20 protein-coding genes and 2 tRNA genes are annotated in these 25,369 nt (G+C 60.0%); 11 read left to right on the top strand and 11 right to left on the bottom strand.

From position 1 onward, the window contains the following. Window positions 1-90: 90 nt before the first annotated feature. Window positions 91-780 carry a peptidase C39 family protein gene (locus M2401_RS18515; protein WP_259104981.1) on the top strand — a complete coding sequence of 230 codons (690 nt, stop codon included), beginning with the start codon at window positions 91-93 and terminating at the stop codon, window positions 778-780. Between the two features lie 118 nt (window positions 781-898). Here the strand turns inward: M2401_RS18515 and M2401_RS18510 are convergent, their stop codons facing one another. Further along, window positions 899-2,182, bottom strand: coding sequence for an FAD-binding oxidoreductase (locus M2401_RS18510; RefSeq protein WP_259104979.1), 1,284 nt, complete (start codon window positions 2,180-2,182; stop codon window positions 899-901). A gap of 182 nt (window positions 2,183-2,364) precedes the next feature. On the opposite strand from M2401_RS18510, the gene M2401_RS18505 reads away from it, so the two are divergent. Further along, window positions 2,365-2,441 (top strand) — tRNA-Val (locus tag M2401_RS18505). Between the two features lie 290 nt (window positions 2,442-2,731). Here the strand turns inward: M2401_RS18505 and M2401_RS18500 are convergent. Further along, window positions 2,732-3,190, bottom strand: a complete 459-nt coding sequence (locus M2401_RS18500) for a hypothetical protein (protein ID WP_259104977.1) — start codon at window positions 3,188-3,190, stop codon at window positions 2,732-2,734. Window positions 3,191-3,809: 619 nt separating this feature from the next. On the opposite strand from M2401_RS18500, the gene M2401_RS18495 reads away from it, so the two are divergent. Continuing rightward, window positions 3,810-3,886, top strand: a tRNA-Val gene (locus tag M2401_RS18495). A gap of 66 nt (window positions 3,887-3,952) precedes the next feature. Next, a complete protein-coding gene (locus tag M2401_RS18490; RefSeq protein WP_259104975.1) occupies window positions 3,953-4,279 on the top strand; it encodes a hypothetical protein in 327 nt (108 codons plus the stop codon). A 480-nt stretch (window positions 4,280-4,759) separates the two neighbouring features. Here the strand turns inward: M2401_RS18490 and M2401_RS18485 are convergent, their stop codons facing one another. The 3 genes from M2401_RS18485 to M2401_RS18475 all read right to left on the bottom strand — a co-directional run bounded on the left by M2401_RS18485 (window position 4,760) and on the right by M2401_RS18475 (window position 6,433). Beyond that, window positions 4,760-5,116, bottom strand: coding sequence for an NUDIX hydrolase (locus M2401_RS18485; protein WP_259104974.1), 357 nt, complete (start codon window positions 5,114-5,116; stop codon window positions 4,760-4,762). A 198-nt stretch (window positions 5,117-5,314) separates the two neighbouring features. Continuing rightward, entirely contained in the window at window positions 5,315-5,683 is a 369-nt protein-coding gene (locus M2401_RS18480; protein WP_259104972.1) for a hypothetical protein, read from the bottom strand. 126 nt (window positions 5,684-5,809) lie between these two features. After that, a complete protein-coding gene (locus M2401_RS18475; RefSeq protein WP_259104971.1) occupies window positions 5,810-6,433 on the bottom strand; it encodes a DUF5666 domain-containing protein in 624 nt (207 codons plus the stop codon). Between the two features lie 255 nt (window positions 6,434-6,688). Here M2401_RS18475 and M2401_RS18470 point away from each other — a divergent pair, with 255 nt between their 5' ends. The 3 genes from M2401_RS18470 to M2401_RS18460 all read left to right on the top strand — a co-directional run bounded on the left by M2401_RS18470 (window position 6,689) and on the right by M2401_RS18460 (window position 11,399). Continuing rightward, complete coding sequence (locus M2401_RS18470) at window positions 6,689-9,574, top strand: EAL domain-containing protein (RefSeq protein ID WP_259104968.1); 2,886 nt, start codon at window positions 6,689-6,691, stop codon at window positions 9,572-9,574. 165 nt (window positions 9,575-9,739) lie between these two features. Beyond that, the gene (locus M2401_RS18465; RefSeq protein ID WP_259104967.1) at window positions 9,740-10,636 is read left to right on the top strand and encodes an alpha/beta fold hydrolase; all 897 of its coding nucleotides are present in this window, start codon (window positions 9,740-9,742) and stop codon (window positions 10,634-10,636) included. Window positions 10,637-10,805: 169 nt separating this feature from the next. Then, entirely contained in the window at window positions 10,806-11,399 is a 594-nt protein-coding gene (locus tag M2401_RS18460) for a hypothetical protein (RefSeq protein WP_259104965.1), read from the top strand. Between the two features lie 48 nt (window positions 11,400-11,447). On the opposite strand, the gene M2401_RS18455 is transcribed toward M2401_RS18460, so the two are convergent. The 3 genes from M2401_RS18455 to M2401_RS18445 form a co-directional block, all read right to left on the bottom strand. After that, entirely contained in the window at window positions 11,448-12,401 is a 954-nt protein-coding gene (locus M2401_RS18455; RefSeq protein ID WP_259104964.1) for a 2-hydroxyacid dehydrogenase, read from the bottom strand. Window positions 12,402-12,550: 149 nt separating this feature from the next. Further along, window positions 12,551-13,384, bottom strand: coding sequence for an NAD-dependent protein deacetylase (locus tag M2401_RS18450; protein ID WP_259104962.1), 834 nt, complete (start codon window positions 13,382-13,384; stop codon window positions 12,551-12,553). A 66-nt stretch (window positions 13,385-13,450) separates the two neighbouring features. Next, complete coding sequence (locus M2401_RS18445) at window positions 13,451-14,173, bottom strand: pirin family protein (RefSeq protein ID WP_259104960.1); 723 nt, start codon at window positions 14,171-14,173, stop codon at window positions 13,451-13,453. A gap of 363 nt (window positions 14,174-14,536) precedes the next feature. Here M2401_RS18445 and M2401_RS18440 point away from each other — a divergent pair, with 363 nt between their 5' ends. From M2401_RS18440 to M2401_RS18430, 3 genes are all read left to right on the top strand, one after another. Further along, complete coding sequence (locus M2401_RS18440) at window positions 14,537-14,899, top strand: response regulator transcription factor (RefSeq protein WP_259104959.1); 363 nt, start codon at window positions 14,537-14,539, stop codon at window positions 14,897-14,899. 4 nt (window positions 14,900-14,903) lie between these two features. Continuing rightward, window positions 14,904-20,456: an AAA family ATPase gene (locus M2401_RS18435; protein WP_259104958.1), complete on the top strand. Its 5,553-nt coding sequence runs from the start codon at window positions 14,904-14,906 to the stop codon at window positions 20,454-20,456. A 128-nt stretch (window positions 20,457-20,584) separates the two neighbouring features. Continuing rightward, entirely contained in the window at window positions 20,585-20,851 is a 267-nt protein-coding gene (locus tag M2401_RS18430) for a hypothetical protein (RefSeq protein WP_259104957.1), read from the top strand. A 47-nt stretch (window positions 20,852-20,898) separates the two neighbouring features. On the opposite strand, the gene M2401_RS18425 is transcribed toward M2401_RS18430, so the two are convergent. Further along, a complete protein-coding gene (locus tag M2401_RS18425) occupies window positions 20,899-21,528 on the bottom strand; it encodes a LysE family translocator (protein WP_259104955.1) in 630 nt (209 codons plus the stop codon). A 194-nt stretch (window positions 21,529-21,722) separates the two neighbouring features. On the opposite strand from M2401_RS18425, the gene M2401_RS18420 reads away from it, so the two are divergent. Beyond that, entirely contained in the window at window positions 21,723-22,568 is an 846-nt protein-coding gene (locus tag M2401_RS18420; RefSeq protein WP_259104954.1) for a PhzF family phenazine biosynthesis protein, read from the top strand. Window positions 22,569-22,743: 175 nt separating this feature from the next. On the opposite strand, the gene M2401_RS18415 is transcribed toward M2401_RS18420, so the two are convergent. Next, window positions 22,744-24,333: an aldehyde dehydrogenase (NADP(+)) gene (locus tag M2401_RS18415; protein ID WP_259104952.1), complete on the bottom strand. Its 1,590-nt coding sequence runs from the start codon at window positions 24,331-24,333 to the stop codon at window positions 22,744-22,746. 416 nt (window positions 24,334-24,749) lie between these two features. Beyond that, window positions 24,750-25,369 (bottom strand): hypothetical protein (locus tag M2401_RS18410; protein WP_259104951.1); only part of this gene is annotated, 620 nt, incomplete at its 5' end.

Raw genomic sequence — 25,369 nt, 5'->3', positions numbered from 1 at the left:
TATCGAGGCTATACCGACACCGTGCAGGGCTCTATGATCGTGCTCCGAGTCAGGTCGCGGGTTACCTGACACCTGTTTAAGTGAGCCAACATGCTGCCGGTATTTCCTCGTTTCTCTTCTGTCGGGCTCAAATGCGCGGGCCTGGCGCTGGGCCTGATGCTGGCTCTGGCGGGTTGCGCCGGGTCGGTGACGCCTGAAATCAAACGCTTGCCGGACCGGGTGGAGATTCCCGGCATACCTTTCTTCCGCGGTAACGATTACCAAAGTGCGCCCCACGCCATGGCCGCCATGCTGGCCAACCTGCAGGTGCAGATCACCCCCGGCTTGCTGGGCAAGTCGATGAAACTGCCGGGTGCTGAGGCTCGCATGGAGCAGAGCATGCAGGAACAGGCGCGCGCCTACGGCTTCGTGGTCTATCCACTGGAGCGCACGTTCGATGCCTTGCTGACCCAAGTTGCGGCGGGCTATCCGGTCCTGGTGCGCTTCGGTGACGGCATGGTCCTCAAGTCGCCGCGCTACGGCATCCTGGTCGGCTACAACCGCATCAAACAGACCGTGGTGCTGCAGGCGGGCAATGACCGTCACGACGTGATGAGCTTTTCCAGTTTTACCTCGGCCTGGGAGGGCACCGGCAGTTGGGCGGTGTTGGTCCAGGGGCCGCGGCAACTGCCCGCCAATGTTGATCGCGAGCGCTGGCTGAAAGCGGCTAATGAGCTGGGCCAGGCCGGGCAGGAACAGGCGGCGGGCGAGGCGGTCAAGACGTTGAACGCCAAGCGTTGAAACCTGTGGGAGCGAGGCTTGACCGCGAATTGAACGACGCGGTTAATCAGGTGTTTTGCGTCAAGGCTTTCGCGGGCAAGCCTCGCTCCTACAGATTGGGTGCAATCAGCTCAATAGCTTAAAATCCCAACTGATCCCGCAGGCTGTAATACCAGGCGCCCAGTGCCGTCAACGGCGTGCGCAACAGCGTGCCACCGGGGAACGGATAGTGCGGCAGCCCGGCAAAGGCATCGAAACGCTCGGCCTGCCCGCGCAGCGCTTCGGCCAGCACCTTGCCGGCGACATGGGTGTAGGTCACGCCGTGGCCGCTGCAGCCCTGGGAGTAATAAATGTTATCCCCCAGCCGACCGACCTGAGGCAGGCGCGACAGGGTCAGCAGGAAATTGCCCGTCCATGCGTAGTCGATCTTCACATTGGCCAGTTGCGGGAAGGCTTTAAGCATCTTCGGCCGAATGATCGCTTCGATATTCGCCGGATCCCGGGCGCCGTAGACCACACCACCGCCGAAGATCAGGCGCTTGTCGGCGGACAACCGATAGTAATCCAGCAAGTAGTTACAGTCCTCGACACAGTAGTCTTGAGGCAGCAGGCTTTTGGCCAGCTCGTCGCTCAACGGCTCGGTGGTTATCACCTGGGTGCCGCAAGGCATGGACTTGGCGGCCAGTTCCGGAATCAGATTGCCCAGGTAAGCGTTACCGGCAACGATGATGAACTTTGCCCGCACCTTGCCTTCAGCCGTATGCACCACGGGGTTGGCGCCACGCTCGATACGGATGGCCGCTGACTGCTCATGGATCACCCCGCCAAGGGATTCCACCGCAGCCGCTTCGCCCAGGGCCAGGTTCAGCGGATGAATATGCCCGCCGCTCATGTCGAGCATGCCGCCGATATATTGATCACAGGCCACGACTTCGCGGATACGGCTTTTGTCCATCAGCTCCAGTTGCGTATGGCCATAGCGTTCCCACAGACGCTTCTGCGACTCCAGGTGACCCATCTGCTTGCCGGTCAGGGCGGCAAATACACCACCTTCCTTGAGGTCGCACTGAATCTGGTACTTGTTGACCCGGTCGCGAATGATCGCGCCACCTTCAAAGGCCATCTGCCCGAGCAACTGCGCCTGCTTCGGTCCGACCGTGCGCTCAATCACGTCGATATCGCGGCTATAACTGTTGACGATCTGCCCGCCATTGCGCCCCGACGCGCCGAAACCAACCTTGGCCGCTTCCAATACCACCACGCGAAAACCATGCTCAAGCAGGAACAACGCGCTGGAAAGCCCGGTATAACCGGCGCCGATCACGCAGACATCCGTCTCCACTTCGCCTTGCAGGGCCGGGCGATCAGGGGCGGGATTGGCCGACGCGGCGTAATAGGACTGCGGATAAGGAGTGTTCGTCATCCTGTAAACCCCGTTTTATATTTTTTACGAAGGTTCAGATCCTATCCGAGATGACGGAGCGCCGCCAGTGAGCAAGGATGGCGGAGAGGGTGGCGCCCAGAATAAAAAGGTCATTAATTCAGAGGGTTAACGAAAATACTCGTTGACAGGTATCTCAATATCCGTAGAATGCGCCCCACAGCAGGCACGTAGCTCAGTTGGTTAGAGCACCACCTTGACATGGTGGGGGTCGTTGGTTCGAGTCCAATCGCGCCTACCAAACAAAATCCGCTCTGCTGGGCGGTAAGAAAAGGGTCAGCCGAGAGGTTGGCCCTTTTTTGTCGCTGGAGTGTAAAGAAACTGATCAGGGAGGTGTACAGAGCTATTGCTAATGTCATTTAGCGTTTTCGGGAGGCGTGATGGTTAAGTAACTTTTCGCTGTTATATAACCCTGGACGCATAAGGATATATTTTTATGCTCGTATCTGCACGAGCGTTCATGGTGGTAGTCCGCTTTCGATTGTCTAGGCTTTGTTTTTTTTGCGTCTGCCAGCCAATGATATTAGTGCTTCAAAAGCCGGGCTCGTCCGGTTCCTCTGGATTGTAACTCGAGGTTGAAACTCGGTCCAACGGGACTTCAATCTGTTTGGTTGAGTCATTTGGATTTTCAAGCGTAAGTAGATTCTTTGCATAATCAATGAATTTTAATTTCCCTTTTCGTAATGTCCCTGATGACGCTCCGTCGAAAGCGCCAACTAGAACAAGATCTGTGCCTGGAGGGGTTCGATAGAGTGATGGTTCAAACTCCATTTCCGGTTGGCAGCCTGGCGGGATACGCCACACTTCCCCGGTCCAGCCAGTGGTCGGCGGTGATGGCTTCGCGAAATCATCAATGAGAGGCGCATCCTCAGGCATATCGATAGGATTGCCCGAAGAGTCCTGAGCTTCGATACTGGTCACATAAATCAGGTTTACCTCCTCCATTGTTTCGTAAGCGGAATTGTACAGCTGAGCTGTATCATTGTTCATGTTAACGGTCTTGAGGATTCCCTGATATAAGGTTCCACTCAGGCTGCCCGCGCTACTCCAAAGTCTCACAAAGGATCCACGGGGTGTTCTTGCGAGTATTTCTGTATTTTTGTGCATAGCGATAGTACCGAGAGTGTTCAATTTTTATGTTAGCATGAGGTTCTTAGTAGTCAATATAAGTGACTTATAATAACTATACCGTTTCGCGATTGACTGTCGGATATTAAGTACGGTTAGAGGTTTATTTATTCCGGTGGTCTATAAGGATTGCCACCTTTTATTTCGATGAGTCGCACAATGGTTTGTTTTTTCTCTACCTCTTCTCGGCAGCTAACGCAGGTGAAAAGACGACTCCTACGGACACGCCATTTTAGTACGGTACTGAGCAGGGCCGTTTGCTGGCTGACAGCACACTCGGTAGATCAGCATGCGTTAGCCGTTCGATGTATAAATCTGAAAACTCTATGCATGGTGATTGAGCAGACGTGGGCCATGACCGCAGGTGGGCAGGGCAGGGCCGTCTACTAAAAGGGCACTAAAAAATCCGCATATTCATGGGCTTACTGCGAAAAAAGCCGTTGACACATCTTTCAATATCCGTAGAATGCGCTCCCACAGCAGGCACGTAGCTCAGTTGGTTAGAGCACCACCTTGACATGGTGGGGGTCGTTGGTTCGAGTCCAATCGCGCCTACCAAACAAAATCCGCTCTGCTGGGCGGTCTAGAAGGGCAATCCGAGAGGGTTGCCCTTTTTTGTGCTCAATGGAAACGTTCAAAACCAAAGCCTTCGTTTGCACATGCGCTGGGCTTTTCTATCTATGTGATGAGGGGGATCCGGCTTTGGAATTTACAGCAGCAACGCTTTCGGCTGAGCTCAAGCGGCAGATCAACAGCAAGTTACCCGTAAAGTCCCTTGCAGGCGCAGCAAAACACCTGGTTGTCAGCGCTGGCGTAAAGTCTGCGGTCAGTTCGACGCTCTATTTCGAAGCCATCGGCATTCTGCTGCAGCAGCTTGCCGACGAGCATCCGGACTGGGAGATTGAGTTCGCCGGGGATCTGGATGATTTGACGATTACTTTCTCGAAGTAATCTGCATTGCCGCTGGTCGCTTGCAACGCACAACGGCAACCGTACTCACCTCAAATCTGTACGGCCCAGAGCTGCTGGACCTCAGAAGCGAGGCGCATATGTCTACCGATTCGACTTTCCAATATGAAGCCCCGGGCCAGGCGCCACTGCCTGGCACGGACGAACCGTCTTTAGATCCGGAAAATCCCGATAATCTCGACCCCATGAGGCGCGGCCCCGGGGAGGAGCGGCCTGAAGACCGGGATCCGCCCGTTGAAGGCGTACCCGCTGCGGACGACGAGACGCCGCTTTCGGACGATCTGCGTTAGGCTGTCAAGCCCGGCCCTGGCGCCGGGCTTTTTATTGAGTCGTAGCCCGAAAACACAAAGCCCCGGCGATTCGTGGTCGCCAGGGCTTTTCATTCCTCAAGCATCTCAACAGGCGGAATGTGAATTAAAGATAGCATGCTATCTAATAGCGTGCTTGCAATATTCGCCAGTTCTAGACGGCAAATGACTTCACAATCGACCGTGTTGCCTCACTGGTCTTGAGGTCATCGACATCCTTGATCTTGAGCCATTTGCACTCGGCAATCTCGTTCTTCGGCAGTGGTCTGCCCGAGGCGGGGATCAGCGCCATGAACACGAAGTGCACGACCTGAGACTGTTCATACTCAGCCAGGTAGATCAGCCCCAGATTGCTCAGGCCGGTTTCTTCACGCAGTTCCCGGGCGGCGGCCTGCTGAGGGGTTTCGCCGGCTTCGATCTTGCCGCCGGGCAGGGCCCATTTGGATTTGGGCTTGCGCACGTAGAGGATCTGGCCGTCGCGCTTGCAGATAACTGTTGCTCGTTCTTTCATCGGTGTACCCACCCGTTAGCCGGTTGCGGCGCTGCGCCTGGTCAATATGAAGCTGGCGACGAAACGAGGTGCTGTCACAAAACCTTCACATATAGTTCATATGCATAAATGATGCCGCAATGCCATCTCTGATGCAGGCCGAGAGTATGAGTTCAATATAGAGCTGAGCCCGACAGGACGCCGGGCTCGGAGGGAAGGTCATTCGTGATGAGTGAAAAAGTCAGGGATGGCGACCTGTTGCTGCAACTGACGGTAGGTCGGTTCATCGGCCTGTGTCAGTAACTTGCGACCATCCTTGAGGGTGATCCAGAAGGTCGTCGGTGTGCCGTCAGGTCCGGTGGCGTTGGCGTTCAGCCCGAGCAACAGGCTGTCTGTCAGGCCAAGAGGGCGCAGCGTGTCCAATTGATGAGTGGCGATTTCCGGGACCGGAGTGACCGAGCGGATTTCGTCTGCGTTGATTCTGGCGCCGGGCCAGGGAAACAGGGCGGTTTCGACAATAATGGCACCACAGTTGTATTCACCTTCGCCCTGAAGAAAATCCCCCGCCAGGATATGCATCTTGGCCATGGGTTGTCCTCCTTCGTTAAGTGAGCAGCTGTCCATTGCGCGCCCCAAAACGGGGCGTGTCAATGAGCTGCGGACGAAGGGGCGGGCAGTACGTCCGATCAAGGTGAGCCGCCCACTGCGAAGCCTTTACATCGGCGGAGTAACGCCGTTTTCCCCGGCGGAAATGGCTTGCGCCGTCAGGCTGCCATCGGCGGCTTTCTGGGCAAACAGCACTACTTTGACACCGGGTTTGAGCAGGCTGCGGTCGGCAGGCACCAGATTGACGATGGGGACGTCGTCCGGGATGACGATGGTTTTCTGGCCGCCCTTGTAGTTGACCGTGATGCTGCGGCCGTTGGTTGTTACCAGATCACCCACCGAACCGTTGGTCATACTGCTACCGGGCGCCAGGTCGAAGGCTCGGTGACCGTCACCGGTCCCGGCCATTTGCGGTGGGAAGACGTGAACTTCCAGGGCCTTGAGGGTGCCATCGGCCTGGGGTACGGCGGCCGAGCCGATATAACTGCCCGGCTTGATGTCGGCGACATTGGCCAGGGTCACGCCGCGTACGGCGGTGTCCTTCTGCAATTGGATGGTCAGGTCTTCGCCGCGATTGGTGTGTACTTTCAGGGTTTCGCCGTCCAGCGCCGTGATTGCGCCGCGTACGCCGATGCGCTGTGCGGGGGCATCTTCGGCATGGGCCGGAGCGATCAAGGCCAGCGAGGCCGCCAGCACGGAGGTGTTGAGCAGTTTGCCAAGGATGGAGTGCATGGTGTCTTCCTGTTGTTGTGACTTCGATGTCTGGCAGGGTCGATCATCCGCTTAGCGGGTGTGTCTGCCGGTACATAATGTACGCATCAGCCGGTCGGCGCTTCAGGTCTGTCACCGGCAGCCGATGGCATGGGTTGTGTATGAACTTTGTAGGGGCGGCTTTATGTGTCTGTTGTTAAATCGAATATCTTGCTTGCCAGCGCCCGTTCGCCCCACGGAAGATAGGCGCAGTCAGTTTTTGGCCCTGGAGTTTTCATGAATGTCCCTCCCTCGATGGACGCAACGTTACACGCGATGGATAGCGCTGATCATCGAGCGGTCGGGTCATTGGACATCAGCCCTGAACTGCCGCCGGCACAGATTGAGGACGAGTCGCTTCAGGCCTTGCTGAACAACGCCCGCAATGAACTGCGCAGCCCGGACTGGGTGGTTTACGGCGCGGCCGACCAGATGCATTTGCTGGCTCAGGGTAATCCATTGGCTAACTGGCCTGCGGATATTCCCCATGAAGAATTTGAAAGCTTCTGCCTCGGGCAGGGCCTGCATCGCTGGCACACCGGACGGGGCGAGGGCGCGCTGGGTTGGTTGCTGGCACCGGCAAGCACGGCCAGTGATCCGGCGTTCGCGCAACTCGCATTGCGTCTGGGCTATCGGATGCAGGCTGATGCCTTGGCCCGGGCGCAGACCACTCAACGCGTGTTGTACGAAATCACCTACCTGGCCAGCTCCACCCGTGATCGCGGCGCGTTCATGGAAGGCGTGCACCATCAGTTGGCCAATCTGATCGATGTCGAAAACTTTTATCTGGCTCTGTACGACAGTCGCAGCGGCAAGATCACTTACCCGTATTACGTCGATAGCACGGACGTTGATGCCCTGGCCGCCGAGGCCTACGAATTCGTTGATCATGCGCGGATGTCCCTGACGGGGTACGTGCTGACCACGGAGCAGCCGATGTTTGTCGACGCGGCAGGCATCCGCCTGGCTCATGAGGAGCAGCGTTTCTACTGCGTCGGACATGTGCCTGAATACTGGATGGGCGTGCCGCTGAAAAATGCCTCTGACGAGGTGTTTGGCATGCTGGCGATGCAGGTTTACGACGCCGCGCGAATCTACAGCATCGAGGCGCGGGCATTGTTCCAGGTGGTGGCGGGGCACGTTGCCATGGCTCTGGACCGTATCCTGCACCGTGCCGACCTGGAAGAAACCGTGCTGTTGCGTACCCAGGAGCTGTCGGCGCTCAATACTGCGCTGCGCCAGGAGGTCGCCGAGCGCGAGCGCGCCGAGCATTTGCAGACCGCGCTGTTCCAGATTGCCGAACTGTCGAGCCAGCCGGGGGATATGTCCGAGTTGTTCGGCAGCCTGCATGGCATCGTCGGCGAGTTGCTGTTTGCCCTCAACTTCTATATCGCGTTGTTCGATAACTCCACCGGCGAAGTGACCTTTCCGTATTACGCCGATGAACGCATGGTCGACCGCCCGCCACCACGCCGTGGCCAGCGCGGCCTGACCGAATACGTGATTCGCCAGCGACGGCCATGCCTGATTGATATGAATGAAGCGGCGCGCCTTGAAGACACTGGCGAAGTCGACACCATCAGGACCCAGGCGCGCAGCTATTCATGGCTGGGCATCCCGTTGTTCGAAGGCGATGACGTGCGCGGTGTACTGGCAGTGCAAAGCTATTCGCCCCATGTGTTCTATACCCTGCGCGATCAGGAGTTGCTGACCTTCGTGTCCCGGCATATCGACACGGCGTTGTCCCGACGCAGCGCCACCGAAGCCATCCACACTGCCAACCTGCGTCTGGAAGCCAGGGTGCAGGACCGCACGCGGGAGCTGGACCACGCCAATGCCAAGTTGCAGCATGAAAACTCCCATGACTCCCTGACCGGGCTGCCCAACCGCAGCCATCTGCAGCAGCGTCTGCACACCGGCTGGGTGGATTTCCGCAACCATGGCAAACCCCTGGTGGTGATGTTCATCGACCTGGACCGCTTCAAGATGGTCAACGACAGCCTGGGCCATCACTTTGGTGACCTGTTGCTGACCCAGGCCGCCGATCGCCTGCGCAGCTGCATGCGCGGCGGCGACCTGCTGGCGCGGCTGGGCGGGGATGAGTTCGCGGTACTGGCGTTCGGGACGCCAATCGATGGCGCGGTGGTGATTGCCGAGCGCATCCTCGAAGCTTTCGACCTGCCGTTCTTCGTCGACGGCCATGCAGTGTTCTCGTCCTGTAGCATCGGCCTGGTCAGTGCCGACAAGCAGTTTCATAACGACCCCACCGACCTGCTGCGCGACGCCGATACGGCGATGTATCGGGTCAAGAATGCCGGTCGTGACAGTTTCGCCGTGTTCAACCAGGAGCTGCGCCGCGAGGTGTCGGACCAGATGGAGCAGGAGGGCGCGCTGCGCAATGCCCTCAAGCGCGATGATGAGTTGATCCCGTATTTCCAGCCGATCGTCTGTGTCGAGAGTGGCCGCTTGTTGGCCATGGAGGCGCTGATTCGCTGGCATCAACCGGACGGTCGGGTCGTGGCGCCGGGGCATTTTCTGCCGGCCCTGGAAGGCCTGCGCCTGATCGGTCGCCTGGACCTGTACATGTTGCAGCGAGTGGTCGCCATTCTGGCCTTGCCCGAAAACGCCCACTGGCCGACGGTGCACGTCAATTGCTCCAGCTACAGCATTACCCGGCCCGAATTCGCCGGGGAAGTCCTGTCGTTGCTGGAGCGTTTTGCCGTGCAGCCATCGCGGATCTGTCTGGAACTGACCGAGGGTGCTCTGGTGGCCGAACCCGAGCAGGCCCGACAGTCGATGAAAACCCTGGCCGATCACGGCATGTCGGTGGTGCTTGATGACTTCGGCGCGGGTTTCTCTTCGTTGAGTTATGTGCACCAGTACCATTTCAGCGGCCTGAAGATCGACAAGTCGTTCATCCTCGAACTCAGTACCAGCTCGCGCAGCCGGGCCATTGTCCGGGCTATCGTGCGTATGGCCGAGTCCCTGGACCTGACGGTGGTGGCCGAGGGCGTGGAGGATCAGGCCACCTGGGACCTGTTGAAAGAGATCGGCGCCGGACAGGCCCAGGGTTATTTCTTCTCGGTGCCATTGCCTATCGAGCGCTTGCCCAAGTGGCAGTGAAGCACTGATCAACTAGGCTCAACCCAGTTCCACAGCGCAACGCTCGGCGACATGGCAGTTGGCTTTCATGGGATTTTCTCGGCGGCTCGTGGCTTTACGGCGACGCCGCAGCCTGTCCATCGATAGCGCTCAGGCGTCGCTCACCCACACCAAGAGGTGAGCTCCATGGTCCTGACCTATCGTTGGCAATTCTGGCTGGTGGCCTTGCTGCTGCTGTTTCCCGATGCCACACAGTCGGCGTTTGCGGCAGAGCAGCAATACGCTCAGGCTGATTCACTCAAGGTCGAGGGCGGCCAGTTGAAGAAGTGCCGCGTGGGCTATCGCGCCTACGGCACCCTGGCGGCCGATCATTCCAATGTGGTGCTGTTTCCGACCTGGGCCAGTGCCAATACGGTGGATGTCGAAGATTGGATCGGCCCTGGCCTGCTGGTCGATTCACGCAAGTGGTACGTGATTGCCATCGATGCCATCGGCAACAGTGTGTCCTGTTCGCCTTCCAACAGTCCGTCGACGCCTTATATGGCGTTCCCGAGCTATTCGATTCGCGACATGGTCAGAGTCCAGCATCAAGTCCTGAGCCTGAACCTGGGCATCGATCACCTGCACGCGATTATCGGCCTGGGCATGGGTGGGATGCAGGCCCTACAGTGGGCCGTCACCTATCCGGACTACGCTGACAACCTGATATTGCTCGGTACCAGCCCGCAACCGACCGAGGCGGATCATCAGCGCTGGGATGCCCAGTTGCGCAGTATGGAGTCGGGTGGACGGCCGTTGTCCACAGCCCTGGACAGCTACCGGCAACTGCAAGCCATACGCAATTTCGATTTGGTCGGCAACGGCGACATGAAGACGCTGGCCAAGAAGATCAAGGCGCGCATGCTGATCATGGCTTCGACAAGGGATACATGGGTGGCTCCGGAGCCAGCCCGGCAACTGGCGGCCATCGCCCGAAAATCGCGTTATCTGGTACTCGAAGATCTGTGCACTGGCCAGGCATCGGGTTGCGAGCGGCGCGAGGCATCGGCAGCGGTGGCGAAATTCCTCGAGCAAAAGCCCTGACTGGCCGCAACCGGCAAAGTACTGCCGCTGTTGACGCGTTGCTGGCGGTTATTTATCGCTGCCAAATCGGCTGTAGTCCTTCCCAGGCAGGGCTTTCACCGGAAATCTAAGATGCTGGCACCGCTTTTGCTCCGGATTCGGGGCACCCTAACCTTACAGGAGGTGTTCGATGAATATCGCCGGTAACACCGCGTTGCACCAACTGGTTGCCCAGGCAGTTCGCAAACTGCCGGTGGAAGCCAATACCGACGCGTTCAGCAACATCAGTAACACCGCGGCAAATGCTTCGACCCTGACCTCCGGCATTGCGCCGGTGACATCGTCGAGCAGCGACAGCAGCCAGCAGGATTCGACGTATGACGAATCTTTCGCCAAGTTGCTGGTGCAGTTGAAATCCGGGGCTGCGGCCTTTGAATCCAGTGCGGACTCCAACCTGGCGCTTGCTCAGGGTGCAGCCGATAACGCCAGCACCACAACCAGTACTGGCACTGTCGCCAGCACCGGTGATGATGCTGTAGCGGCGGCTTCGGGTACTTCGCAAAGCACGACGCTGAAAGACTTTCTGGCCTACATGAGCGAATCGGCGGCTGAAAAGCTGCGCGACAAGACGACTGGGGTCAGCAAGAGCGAGTACGACAGCATGACGCCTGATCAACAGGCGGCTATCGACAAGAAAGTCCAGGATTCGCTGAAGCAGCAGCAGGAAACTGCCACTGCTGACGTAAACGCCAAGATCCTGGCGGCCAGACTGGCGCTGGTGTAAATCGGCACAGGTGCCAGGGGAGGTGAATCTCACATCCCCTGGTGCGCTTTAAGAGAGGACCGGAGTAATCAGGGTCTTGTTATCGACAAAACTGGTCAGGTTGGCGAATACCAGATCGGCCATGGCCTGACGGGTTTCGTGGGTTCCACTGCCGATATGGGGCAGCAGCACCACATTGTCGAGCTTGAACAGTTCTTCCGGGACATTGGGTTCGTCAGCGAACACATCCAGCCCGGCACCGGCAATTTCCCCTTCCAGCAAGGCCGCCACCAGGGCCGGCTCATCCACCACGCTGCCACGGGCAACATTGATCAGGAACGACTTGGACCCCAGGGCCTGGAGCACGTCACGGTTGATCATGCGCTCGGTATCCGGGGTGCCCGGTACGATCACCACCAGAAAGTCTGCGGCCCTGGCCAATTCGATCAGGTTGTCGTAGTGCTTGTAGGCGATGCCTTCATAGGCCTGGCCGCGTCGGTAGTAGGCGATATTCATGTCGAAGGCGGCGGCACGCTTGGCGATGGTCTTGCCGATCTTGCCCAGACCGACGATGCCGCAGGTCTTGCCGGTCATGTCGTAGCCCAGGGGGAACTTGCCTTTGAGCCATAAACCGGCGCGCACGAAGCGTTCGGCTTCACTGATGCGTCGGGACACGTCGAGCATCAGGGCCAAAGCGGTTTCAGCCACGGCATTGTTCAGCACGTCGGGGGTGTTGCTCAGTTTGATACCGCGTTTTTTCAGGTACTCGACATCGGTGCCGTCGTAACCGACGCCGAAGCTGGTGACCACTTCCAGGTTGGGCAGGCGCTCGAGAAGGGCGTTGTCCGTGCCATAGACGCCACTGGTGACCACTGCACGAATGCTTGCACCGTGCTCATCGAGCCAACCGTTCAGGTCTGGAATTTCCCAGCGATTGTGGGCGGTGAAGTCGCGGTTGAGTTCCTGCATCAGCGAGGGATGCATCTGACCCCAGATCAGGACGTTACCTTTATTGACGCTCATATTGTCTCCTTGTCAGCGCCAGGCGGCGTGTCGCTCAGCAGGCTGCATTGCAGGCTGAACAGGCACGAGCCCGGGCAGGGGTGTTGTTATTGAGGCTGCCTTGCCTGTAGTTATACGTTGTCATACAACGTCAATTCAAGTCACTTTTGCTAATCCACCCTTGCCAGCAGTTGCTCGGCCAGCAGTGGCAGGACCTCCTCGCAGCTGGCTTCGATCTTCAGGCTTAACAGGTCGTCCGCGCGGGTCTTGCCCAGATTGATGGCAATCACCGGCTTGCCTTGATCGACCATCCGGCGGCACAAACGAAAAGCCGAGAAGGCCATCAGCGAAGACCCCACCACCAACAACCCTGCGGCTTGTTCCACCGCAGCCATGGCTTTGGCGGCGGTCTCGGCGGCAACGTTTTCGCCGAAAAACACCACGTCCGGTTTCAAGCGTTCGCCGTTGCAGTGGGGGCAATGGGGCACCCGGAAGCGCGCTTCGAAGGAGGCGTCGAGAAGGGTGTCGCCGTCCGGTGCCTGGATCGCGTCTACCCCGGCCAGATAAGGGTTCTGCGCTTGCATCAGTTCCTGGATCAGTTGGCGATCGCTGCGTTGGCGGCAATCCAGGCAGAGCACCCGATGCAGGCTGCCGTGGAGTTCGATCACGTCGTGGCTGCCGGCCTGATCGTGCAGGGCGTCGACGTTCTGGGTGATGACTGCGCTGATCTGTTTCTGGCTTTGCAGATGGGCCAGGGTCTGATGGGCGATATTCGAACGCGCCTGGCGAATGCGCGGCCAGCCGAGCATGGCCCGGGCCCAGTAGCGCCGGCGTGAGTCGGCTTCAGCGATGAACTCCTGATACATCATCGGTGCCTTGCCCCGGCGCACGCCCTCGCTGTCGCGATAATCCGGGATGCCCGAGGGGGTGCTGATGCCTGCGCCGGTGAGAGTCACGAAGGGGCCGGCGGCCATCCAGTGAGCAAGGGTTTCGATGTCGTTCATAAGGATCCCCGATGATTGCGTCATCGGGGGATCATGTTGGGAAACGGCGGGATGGGCAAGTGTCGATCACGGCATGCGCGGCAACTCATTCGGTCGCAGGTCGAACACCAGTACCTCGGCATCGATACCGCCGCTCAAGTGGATGACCTGTTCTTCACGCACCCGCACGCCATCGCCTTCTTCCAGGCGCTGACCATTGAGCTCCACCGAGCCGCAGGCCACATGAACATAGGCGTAGCGCTGCTGACCAAGGGTCAGGGTGGCCTCTTCGTCGCCGTCGAACAGCCCGGCATAGACGCGCGCGTCCTGCCGTACGCTCAGCGAGCCGTTGGCGCCTTCGGGCGAGATGATCAGTTGCAGGCGCCCGCGTTTTTGCTCCTTGGTAAAGTGTTCCTGCTGATAGCGCGGCTTGGCGCCGCGCTCGTCAGGCACGATCCAGATTTGCAGGAAATGCACTGGCGCCGTTTTCGAATGGTTGAATTCGCTATGGGCCACACCGCTGCCTGCGCTCATCAGTTGCACATCGCCAGGGCGGATGACCGAACCGGTGCCCAGGGTGTCCTTGTGTTCCAGTGCACCTTCAAGCACGTAGGAAAAAATCTCCATGTCGCGATGGGGGTGCTGACCGAAGCCCATACCGGCACTGACGCGGTCGTCATTGATCACCAGTAGGTCGGAAAAGCCCTGTTCCCGCGGGTTGTGATACTGGGCGAAGGAAAAGGTATGAAAGGACTTCAGCCAGCCATGGTTGGCGATGCCACGTTGCGATGCCTTGCGAATAGTCAGCATGATCTTCTCCGGTAGAAGCGAGCAGGGTGGTGCGCTCGCCTGACGCGTCTGGCGTCGATGTGGAGAAGGTTAATGTCCATGGGTAAGTGCAAAAAGTAGCTGAAAAGCTAATAACTGTCCCATTTTAGTTGACAGTAGTGGCGCGATTGAACATCTCGCGGGTCCTTGTCCCGGCTAAAACTGGCCCTGCAGAAACTGTGTAGGTCCAGGCATATAAAAAGCACAGGGAGACCAACGCGCCGCCGCAATGGGACGCACACTGCTAACCAAGGATGCGACACGGACGGCAAGCTAGCGCATCTTCTGCGGATGCCTGCGCCCAGTGGGCAACCTTCCTTGCCATGACTGCGTGAAGATGCGTTTATGGTCCTGGTCTGCATCGTCGATGACGACACCTCTGTGCGAAAAAGCCTTGGCAACCTGCTCAGGTCCGCAGGCTACCGCTCGCTGGGTTTTGCCTGCGGGGAGGATTTTCTTGCCTCGGCGGCGGTGGATCAGGCGGTGTGTGTGCTGCTTGATCTGCGCATGCATGGCATGCAGGGCCTTGAGGTGCAGCAGCATCTCAAGGATGCGGGCAAGGCCATCGCGGTCATTTGCATGTCCGCGCATAATGATCAGGAGGCCATTGACCAGGCCCTGCGTGGCGGGGCGCAATGCTTTTTAGCCAAGCCTTTTTCCGCAGACGTTTTATTATCCGCGATCTCCCAAGCCGTTCTGCACAGGTAGCCCGATGAGCCAACTCCCTTCATTTCAGTCGCTAGCGGCAATGACCGGCAGAAGGGAGGTCGCTGACTACAACCAGCACTGGTTGCAGCAACTGGACTGGCTGTTGCTGCTGGTCGACGGCGAGATTGCCCGTTATCGAGTCCGCTCGCCCCAGGCCAGCCGTGAATGGCTGGTGATCAGGCCGGCGGCGACGGCCACGGAGAATGTCTTTCGCCGTATTCAGCACGAATACGCCATGCGCGAATGCCTCGACCCGGCCTGGGCCGTGGTGCCTGCCGCCTTGTTGTCGTCGGCCGATGGGCCGTTGTTGATCCTGGACGAATCCGGTGGTCGTTCGCTGCACGAAAGCGCCAGCGAAACCCTGTCCATCTCGGTGTTCCTGCGCCAGGCCATCGGTGCCACCCAGGCTTTGCGGCGCGCCCACGCGAGCGGCCTGCTGCATCACGATATAAAACCGTGCAATTTCATCGAAGGCGAAGATGGTGTGATTCGCCTGACGGCGTTTGCGCTCAGCAGCCACCCGGATATTGCCGGCCCCCGCACCGTCGATGCTATCAGCGGCAGCCTGGCTTACATGTCCCCCGAACAGGCCGGGCGGGTCAATAACCAGATCGATGAGCGCAGCGACCTGTACGCCCTGGGCGTGACGTTCTATGAAATGCTCACCCATCGCCTGCCGTTCGAGGGCGATGATCCGGTCGAATGGTTGCATCAGCACCTGGCCCGGCAGCCGAGCCCGCCCGAGCAGCATCGCGATGACATTCCCGGTCCCTTGAGCGCGGTGATTCTCAAGCTGTTGGCCAAGAGCCCGGCCGAGCGTTATGCCTGCGCCCAGGATCTGGAGGACGATTTGCGCCTGTGCCTGGTGCAATGGAGCGAATTCCAGCATATCCGTGCTTTCGAGCCGGGCAAGGACGGGCGCGTCGGCACGCGTCTGTTTCCCTCGGGCCTGATTGCCAGGGAGGCGCAACTGGCCGAGCTGCACCGTTGCATTGCTCGGGTCAGCACTACCGGCACAGGGGAGATCATGCTGATCTGCGGCCAGACCGGCACCGGCAAGAGCGCCTTGGTAAGGCGGCTGCACCGTGATCTGGGTGGCAGTCATGTGATGCTGGCGACCGGCAAGTTCGATCAGTCCCGTACTACCACGCCCTATGCAGCCTTGTCCCTGGCGTTGCGCGCGTTGCTCCTGCGGGTGCTGGGGGAGTCGCCACGGACGCTCGACATGTGGCGCCAACGTCTGTTGCGCGGGCTGGCAGGCAACGGTCGCCTGCTGCTGCCGCTGATTCCGGAACTGGAGCTGATGACCGGGCCCTTGCCCGGCATCCCGCAGATCAGCAAGCACGACGCCGCCAACCGCTTTAACGACGCCCTGTGCGAATACATCCTGGCCTTCGCCCGGCCTCAGGCGCCTTTGGTGATCTTTTTCGACGACCTGCAATGGCTGGACGACGATACCCTTGGTTTCTTCAGCTACATGGCCGCGCAGCAGCCGCGCCATATCCTGTTTATCGGCGCCTACCGGGAATGGTCCTGCGAGCATTCTGATGCCTTCCGCCAATTACTCAGCGACCTGCGTGAGCGGCCCAGCCCCGTCACCGAGTTGAATCTTGCCTGCCTGGAACCCTCGGCGACCGGGGCGATGCTGGCCGGCCTGCTGGGCTGGCACGATCCGTCCCTGGCTCCTCTAAGCGATATCGTTCACCTCAAGAGCGGCGGCAATCCGTTCTTTATCAACCAGCTGGTCCGCACGCTGCTCGAAGAGGGGCTGATCAGTACCACAGGCGCAAGCACCGGCTGGCAGTGGGACCTCGATGCCATTCGCCGCTTCCCGGTAGCGCCCAACGTGGTGGAGCTGATGGTCGCACGGATCGGTCGTCTGTCCGAAGCAACCCGCGCTCTATTGGGGCTGATGGCGTTGCTCGGCAGCCGCGCGGACTACGCCGACATTGCCAGCGTCAGCGAGCAGCGCATCGGTAGCGTGCGCAAGCAACTGGTCGCGGCCATGGAAGCCGGGCTGTTGATCGAGGACAAGGCCGGCCTGCTGTTCAGTCATGATCGCGTGCGCGAGGCCGCTTATCTGCTGATCCCCTGTGAGCAGCGGGCCAGGGAACATACCCGGATTGCCCGCCTGTTGATTCGCGGTATCAGCCAGCAGGAGCCCCAGGCGGTGCTGTTTCGCATTGCCCTGCATATTCGCCAGGCCGCCCACGACACCCTGAGCGAAAGCGATACCAGCGAATTCATCAGCATCCTGCTCAAGGCCGCCCATCGCGCCCGGGACGCCGCCGCGCTGCCGTTTGCCTTGCAGTACCTGCGCCAGGCTCGCGCTCTGGGCAGCGAGTCGCGCTGGCACAGCCACTACACGCAAAGTCATGCCGTGGAGCTGCTGTATATACAGTGTCTGATTCGCCGCAGCGAATACACAGAAGCGGACGTCTGTATCGGCCAACTGCTTGAGCGCGCCCGCTCGCAGGGGGAAATATCGGCGCTGTATGGCCTGAAAGTCGAATCCCTGTCGCTGTCCGGTCAATATGTCGCGGCCGTGGAGGCGGCATTGCTCGGGCTGAGCATGTTCGATATCCGGCTGTCCGGCGAGGCGGATACTTTCGACGCCCGACAGGCGTTTGCCCGGATCGAGCAGCGCATGGGCGGGCGCAGCATTGCCTCGTTGCTGGAGCTGCCGCCGCTGCAAGATCCGCGAATCGAAGCGATCATGGGGCTGCTCGCCGGGATGGTCATGGCCGCGTCCTTCACTGACGACGACAGGCTGTTTCAGGTGCTGTGCACCATGGTCGAAATCACCCTGGATCACGGTCGCTGTCCGGCGTCTTCCCTGGGCATTGCCTGGTTCGGTGTCAGCCTGGCCGAGCGCCTGGGCCTGTATGACCAGGGCATGCGTTACGCCGAACTGGCCGGGCGCATGGTCAATCGTCTGGGCTATCGGTTGTTCGAAGGGGCGGTGCTGATGGCGCTGGGGCAGGTCAGCGTCTGGATCCGTCCTCTGGCGTTCTCGCAGGAATGCGCGGAAAAGGCTTTGCTGTTCAGCCAGGCGGAAGGCAAGACGTCTCTGGCCTGTTATGTCACGCACCAACGGATTTCCGGGATGCTGGTCATGGGCATGCCCCTGGCGCAGGCGCAGCAATGCCTGGAAGAGGGGCAGGCACTGGCCGAGGTGCTGGATGCCGGGGATTGCCGCAATATTTTGAAGAACCAGGCACTGTTCGTCCAAGCGCTGGCTGATGGTCAACGGGACCTGCTGACATCGCCAGCAGCGCAGCAGCTGGGCGAGCAGATAATGGCCGGAGAGATGGTCCCGGCACAGTTCTGGTGGTGGTTTTTCCAGGGCGTGGCGGCGTTCTACGAGGCTCGCCATGAAGATTCCCGGCAGGCGCTGGAGCACGCGGCTACCCTGGCCTGGAGTACTCCAGCGCATATCCACCTGCTGGAATTGCAGATGTATAGCGCACTGAATCTGACGGCGCTATGCGATATCAACGATATCGGCGCTACCCTGGCGCGATTGCAGCCGCATCTGGCGCAGTTGCGCCTGTGGGCTGACCTCAACCCCTTGAGTTTTCTCGACAAGCTGCTGCTCGTCGAAGCTGAAGTCGCGCGCATCCAGGGCCAGCCGCTGATCGCCATGCGTCTGTTCGAATCGGCGATTGGCCAGGCTACCACGGGCGGTTTCGTGCATATCAAGGCCCTTGCCCACGAGCTGGCGGGACGCTGCCATGAGCAATTGGGCTTGCCGACGACGGCCCGCAGCCACCGCCGCACCGCCCGGGAGGACTACCAGCGCTGGGGCGCCATGGGCAAGGTGCGCAGTCTTGAGGCCGAGCATCTGTATCTGCGTGACCAGCCGACTACCTCGCGCTCGTCCATCGACTTGCGCGAAGGCCAGCAATATCTGGATCTGGTCTCGGTGATCAAGGCCTCCCAGACCCTGTCACGGGAAATCGTCCTCGACCGGCTGGTTGAATTGTTGGTGGCCAACACCCTGGTACACGCCGGCGCCAGTCGCGGCCTGTTGATCCTGATCGACAAGGGTGTACCGATGATCGTCGCCACCGGGCAGGCGCGGGAATCGGGAGTCATTGTCGAGCTGGCCAACAGCAGCCTGGACGACGCCCGGCTGCCGCTGTCGATCATCTATACGGTGATCCGCACGCGCACGTCGGTGGCGCTGGATCAGGTCATCGAAGATGAGCGTTTTGGCGGCGACAAGTTCTTCAGCACGGCAGCGGGCGGTGCGGTGCTCTGCCTGCCGTTGCTCAAGCAGGGCGAGGTCACCGGGGTGTTGTACCTGGAGAACTCACTGGCCTGCGGCATCTTCACCCAGTCGCGCATCGCGGTGATCGAACTGCTGGCGGCCCAGGCGGCGATTTCTCTGGAAACCTCGCGCCTGTACGCACAAGTGCTGGAGGAAAACCAGCGGCGCCGGGACTCCGAGACGGAGCTGCGGAACATTCAGGCGCTGTTGGCTATCGGCCAGAAAATCATTCATTCGGGGGCATTTCGATGGGATACCACCACCGACCAGATGCTCTGGTCCGATGAAATGTTTGCCATCTGGGGCATTGATAAATCCGACAATCCACCGAGCAGCCCGGCTTTGTTGGAGCGGGTGCACCCGGACGACCGACCGCGCCTCAAGACCCGGCTCGAGCGAATCCGTCGTACGCGCCAGTCCTACCGCCATGGCTTCCGTGCGGTAATGCCCGATCAGTCGATCAAATACCTGGAAACGCTGGGTGAGCCAGCGGAAGGGGCGGTTTTCGTCGGCGTTACCTCGGACGTGACCGACCGCAAGTTGACCGAGACTGCACTGAGCAACGCCCGGCGTGAGCTGGCCCAGGTCAGCCACTCCACCATCATGGGCGAACTGGCCGCTTCCATTGCCCATGAAATCAATCAGCCGCTGGCGTCCATTGTTTCCAACGCCAGCGCCAGTGTGCGCTGGCTGCGACGCGAGGTGCCCGAGGTCCAGGAGGCACTCGAAGGGCTCAACGATATTGCCAAGGACGGCAAGCGCGCCGCCGATATCGTCCATGCCTTGCAGGCCCTGGCCAAACAGAAGGTGTCGAGCCGCAGCCCGTTGTTGATCGATGAAGTGATTGGCCGGGTGTTGTTGCTCACGGCCGGGGAGATCGAGCAGAAACTGGTGTCGGTGCACACGCTGCTCGAGTCATCACCGATGCAGGTGCATGCCGACGGCGTACAGATGCAGCAGGTCATCTACAACCTGGTGATGAATGCCGTTGATGCCATGCTGTCAGTTGATCCGCCGCACCGGGTCTTGACCCTCACGTCCAGCGTCCAGGCCGGACGACAGGTGGTGGTGACGGTCGAAGATACCGGGCCGGGTATCAGTGCGGGCCATGCCGACGACATTTTCAATGCGTTCTTCACCACTAAAACCACCGGCATGGGCATGGGCCTGGCCATCTGCAAGTCGATCATGAGTGCCCAGGAAGGCACGCTGCATATGCTTCAGGGGCGCGCCGGGCAGACGATTTTTGTCTTCACCTTGCCGGGTATCGGCCAGAGCGCGTGACCTGAGCCGGTAGTTGGCCGAATGGTGCACCTCGATGGCCGTCCTTGTCCCCATCCAGCCGACACGACGCAGGCCGGACCTGCGACCATAAACAGGGTCAAATCCGCGACAAGGAAGGGAGGACGGGCATGTCCGATAATTCTGTGATCAACGAGATCGCCGCCGCCATGAGCGAAAGTGTCTGCCCAGGTGATCGCCTGGCCAGTTGGGCCTTTCGCTGGTCATTGCTGCGCGGGCAACTGATTTGTAGCCAATGCCAGGCCTCGCAGTCGGCCAGTCAGGCCTGTGAAGCCTTCACTCACCGCCCGGCCTGCAGCGCCGGGCGCGACGACCCGTTTCCGTGGCGGGAACTGGCCGGTTTGTTGGGGCGGGTAGGTTTGCCGTTGAGGTTGTAGAGCGTGCGCGTTCGCCAGATCATGATTCGGGATCAGATGTACAGATATCATGCAGGACGACTCATCACCGCCAGGCGCAATGCCAATAGCGCCAATACACTGGCCAGCACGCGCGGTTGCAGCCGGGAGAAGCGCCCGTTACCGCTCAGCAAGCGCTGAAACACTCCGCCAAACGCCCCCAGCAGCGCATGAAACATCCAGGCCAGCAGGGTCAGTACTGCGCCGAGAAGCATGATCTGCTCGGCAATATGGCCTTTTTCCGGCACAACGAACTGCGGCAGGAACACCAGGAAAAACAGCAGCGCCTTGGGATTGAGCAAGCTATTGAACAGGGCCCGGGTAAACACCGTCGTCAGGGCCAGGGGTTCGCCTGCGGTGGCCTGGCCAGGGCTGCGGCTGCCCAGGGCCTTCCACGCCATCCAAAGCAGATAGAGCGCGCCGCTGTAGCGAATGATATCGAAGGACGGCGGCCATGCCGCCACCAGGCCGGTGACGCCGGTCGCCGTCAGCACGGTCAATATCAGATCCGCCACGGCAATCGCGCATGCCGCCGCCATACCGCCGCGCCAGCCGCAACTGAAACCATGGCTGAGCACGAACGCCATGCTCGGTCCGGGGGAAATCAACAGCAGCATCACGGCGCCGGTAAACAGCAGCAGGGTCTGGAGATCGAGCATGACAGTCTCCTCAAAGGGCAGGCGTCGACAGTAGCGCATCGCCGGGACAACCCGGCATTACAGTCAGGCGCTAAAGTTGCGCAACACTTGGTTGAGAGCTGCAAGTCGCAAGCCTCAAGCGGCAAGTTAGAAGCTTGTGGCTTGTAGCTCAATGCTGGAAGCTTGCCGCTTTACTTTCAGCACAGGCCAACTTCATGCGTCAGCTTCCCTTCAAACAGGTCGATGTGTTCAGCGATCAGCCTCTGCTCGGTAATCCTCTGGCCGTGGTGCTTGCAGCAGATGAACTGGATGACGCGCGCATGGCCGCTTTTGCTCGCTGGACTAACCTCAGCGAAACCACTTTCCTGCTTGAACCCACTGACCCGCGCGCCGATTACCGCGTGCGGATCTTTACCACCCTGACTGAATTACCCTTCGCCGGGCATCCGACCCTGGGCAGTTGCCATGCCTGGCTGGAACACGGCGGCGTGCCAAAAGGCAAAGAGATCATTCAGCAATGCGGTATCGGTCTGGTACGCATTCGCCGCGACGGCACGCAGCTGGCCTTTACCGCGCCGCCACTGCTGCGTTTCGAGGCGGTCGAGGCTCAACTGCTTGGGCAAATCCTGCCCGGTCTGGGTCTGATGCCCGACGCGCTGATGGACGCGCGTTGGGTAGACAATGGCGCCGGCTGGCTGGCCCTCAGGCTGAGAGACCGCGCGGCAGTGCTGGCCTTGCAGCCTGACTATTCGGCATTGCCGCAAGGTTTGGCGATTGGCGTATTCGCGCCCTGGGACGCACAACGTGATGGCCCTGATGCGCAGTTCGAAGTTCGCGCCTTTATCCCCGGCGACGGCATGCCCGAGGATCCGGTGACCGGCAGTCTGAACGCGGGCATTGCCCAGTGGCTGCTGAGTGAAGGTCTGGCGCCGGACAGTTTCGTCGTCAGTCAGGGGGCTGCCATGGGGCGTCAGGGCCGTGTGCATATTCAGCGTTCGGCTCAGGATATCTGGGTGGGCGGGGCGGTGGTCACCTGTGTCGACGGTAGCCTGACATTCTAGAATATCTCGCCGTATCCCTGACGCTGCAGTGTCGCGCAGCCAGCGCGTGGTAGAGAAGTTGGAGCAAGTCCTTGTGGGAGCGAATTCATTCGCGAAAGCACTATTTCAGGCGATAGAAATACGCCGGATGCACTGGCCGTTTCGCGAATGAATTCCACAGATCGCTCCCACAGGGCTATGAACGGATCAACGCTTCACGGCTGGCAGCGCCATCGACCAGGCGTGAGATACCCAGCGGGTTGGCGTCCTTCAGCGCGTCGGGCAGAAGCGAGTCCGGATAATTCTGGAAGCATATCGGCCGCATGAAACGGTTGATCGCCAGAGTGCCTACCGAGGTGCCTCGGGCGTCGGAAGTGGCCGGATATGGGCCGCCGTGGACCATGGCATCGCAGACTTCGACGCCCGTCGGGTAGCTGTTGACCAACAGGCGCCCGGCCTTGTGTTCCAGCAGTGGCACCAGATGGGCAAAGGCTTGCAAGTCAGCGGGCTCGGCGATCAGCGAAGCAGTCAACTGGCCTTGCAGGCTTTGTACAGCGGCCTGCAGTTGGCTGCTGTCGGCCACAGTGACGACGACCAGCATCGGGCCGAAAACTTCATGTTGCAGCAGTTCGTCGCCATTGAGCAGCAGCTCGACATCGGCTTCGTACACCTGGGCAAAGGCCTGGCCGCCTTGCTGGGATTGTCCGCCGCGATGATGCAGGCCGGGGTGATCGGCCAGGCGTTTGAGACCGTCGGCGAAGTTGCACAGGCCGCCCGCGTTGAGCAGGGTGTGAGGGGCATGGTTGTCGATCAGGCTGGCCAGTTTGTCGAGAAAGTGACTGAACTCTGGCGAACGAATGCCCAGCACCAGGCCCGGCTTGGTGCAGAACTGGCCGCCGCCGAGTACCACCGAAGCCGCCAGTTCGGCGGCGATTTTTTCGCCCCGCACCTTGAGCGCCTCGGGCAGCATCAGCATGGGGTTGATGCTCGACATTTCAGCAAAGACCGGGATAGGTTCCGGACGTGCGGCGGCCATGTCGCACAGGGCGCGACCGCCGCGCAATGAGCCGGTAAAGCCCACGGCCTTGATCGCCGGGTGCTGCACCAGCCAGGCGCCTACGCTGCCGCCGTAGATCATGTTGAAGACCCCGGCCGGCATGCCCGTGCGTTCGGCGGCGCGGATAATCGCCAGTGCCGCCCATTCGGCGGTCGCCATATGCCCTGGATGCGCCTTGAACACCACCGGGCAGCCAGCCGCCAGCGCCGCTGCGGTGTCCCCGCCTGCCGTGGAGAACGCCAGGGGAAAGTTACTGGCGCCAAACACGGCTACCGGGCCGAGGCCAATGTGGTATTGACGCATGTCCAGGCGCGGCAGTGGCTGGCGGTCGGGCAAGGCGCGATCGATACGCGCACCGTAGAAGTCACCGCGGCGCATGACGCTGGCAAACAAGCGCATCTGCCCGCTGGTGCGAGCTCGTTCGGCCTGGATCCGCGGAGCGGGCAGGGCAGTTTCGCGACAGACCATGGCAATGAACTCGTCGCCCAGAGCGTCCAGTTCATCGGCGATTGCGTCGAGAAACAGCGCCCGTTGCGCGGCACTGGTCAGGCGATAGGCAGGGTAGGCATTGCCTGCGGCCACGGCGGCGGCGTCCACCTCGTCGCGGGTCGCTTCCATAAAGGATAGCGGCAGCGCCTCACCGGTGGTGGCATCCAGGCTTTGCAGGCTGACGCCGCCGTGGGCGCTGCGCCCACCGTTGATGAAGTTGTGTCCGAGAAGAGCGGTCATGGAATCTCCAGTGCGGGTGGGATGATGGCTTAGGAAGGTAGACCATTTACGCGCAGCCATGAACTTTTTCGAGATTTTCCGCAGGCGATAATAAATAGCTATCAACTAAGTCCTGGCTAATTGAGTTGAATTCATATGTTCTGCGCAAGCGAGGTCGGTGGTGAGGCAGCGGGGTTGGCCAATCGCCTCGCGGACATATTTACTCATGATGACTCAAAGTGGCCGAAGGCCATGATTCAGCTTTAAACCGGTGCTTTCCAGCCACAAGGCTATTTTTATACCTTCGTACAATTACCGCCGAACGACGCTTCGGGTCTACTGGTCCTACAGTTGGAAAGTTGCTTTTGGTATTGGCCCTATACTTGCCGTACCTCTGATAAAGCGCCTGTCATGGACGCCTCACTCTGGTGCGTTAGTTAGCAGTTGAAGTTATTTAATAAACTTTGAATCCGTTCAATCAATTGCCATGGTCTCTGGTTGCAAGTTGCTCTGGATGACTTAATGACATGCGTTCTTGGAGTACGATCATGAAATACAAGGCTTTTTCCAGAATTGCCCTCGCCCTTGCCGTGCTGCATGGCACCGTATTGACGACCACCAGCGCCGTGGCCGACGAGCCTGCCAATGTCGCTGCGAACACCAAGGCGGCGCGCACCGCGGTTGCTTCGGATGGATCGGATCATACCAATGCAGCAAAAGTCGCTGCGGATGGCACAGATCACGTCGGTGCAGCGAAAGTAGCAGCAGACGGCGCGGATCGTGTTGGTGCAGCGAAAGTAGCGTCTGACGGTGCAGATCGCGTAGGCGCTGCGAAAGTGGCGTCTGACGGCGCGGATCGCGTAGGCGCTGCGAAAGTGGCGGCCGATGGTGCGGATCGTGTGGGCGCGGCCAAAGTAGCGTCTGATGGCGCGGATCGGGTAGGTGCGGCGAAAGTAGCGTCCGACGGCGCGGATCGCGTAGGCGCTGCGAAAGTGGCGGCCGATGGTGCGGATCGTGTGGGCGCGGCCAAAGTAGCGTCTGATGGCGCGGATCGGGT

Origin of the sequence: Pseudomonas sp. JUb42, from assembly GCF_024807945.1 — a bacterium.
GTDB lineage: Bacteria > Pseudomonadota > Gammaproteobacteria > Pseudomonadales > Pseudomonadaceae > Aquipseudomonas.
Note: the sequence above shows the minus strand (reverse complement) of the source record. Positions and strands in the feature narration are given on the sequence as shown.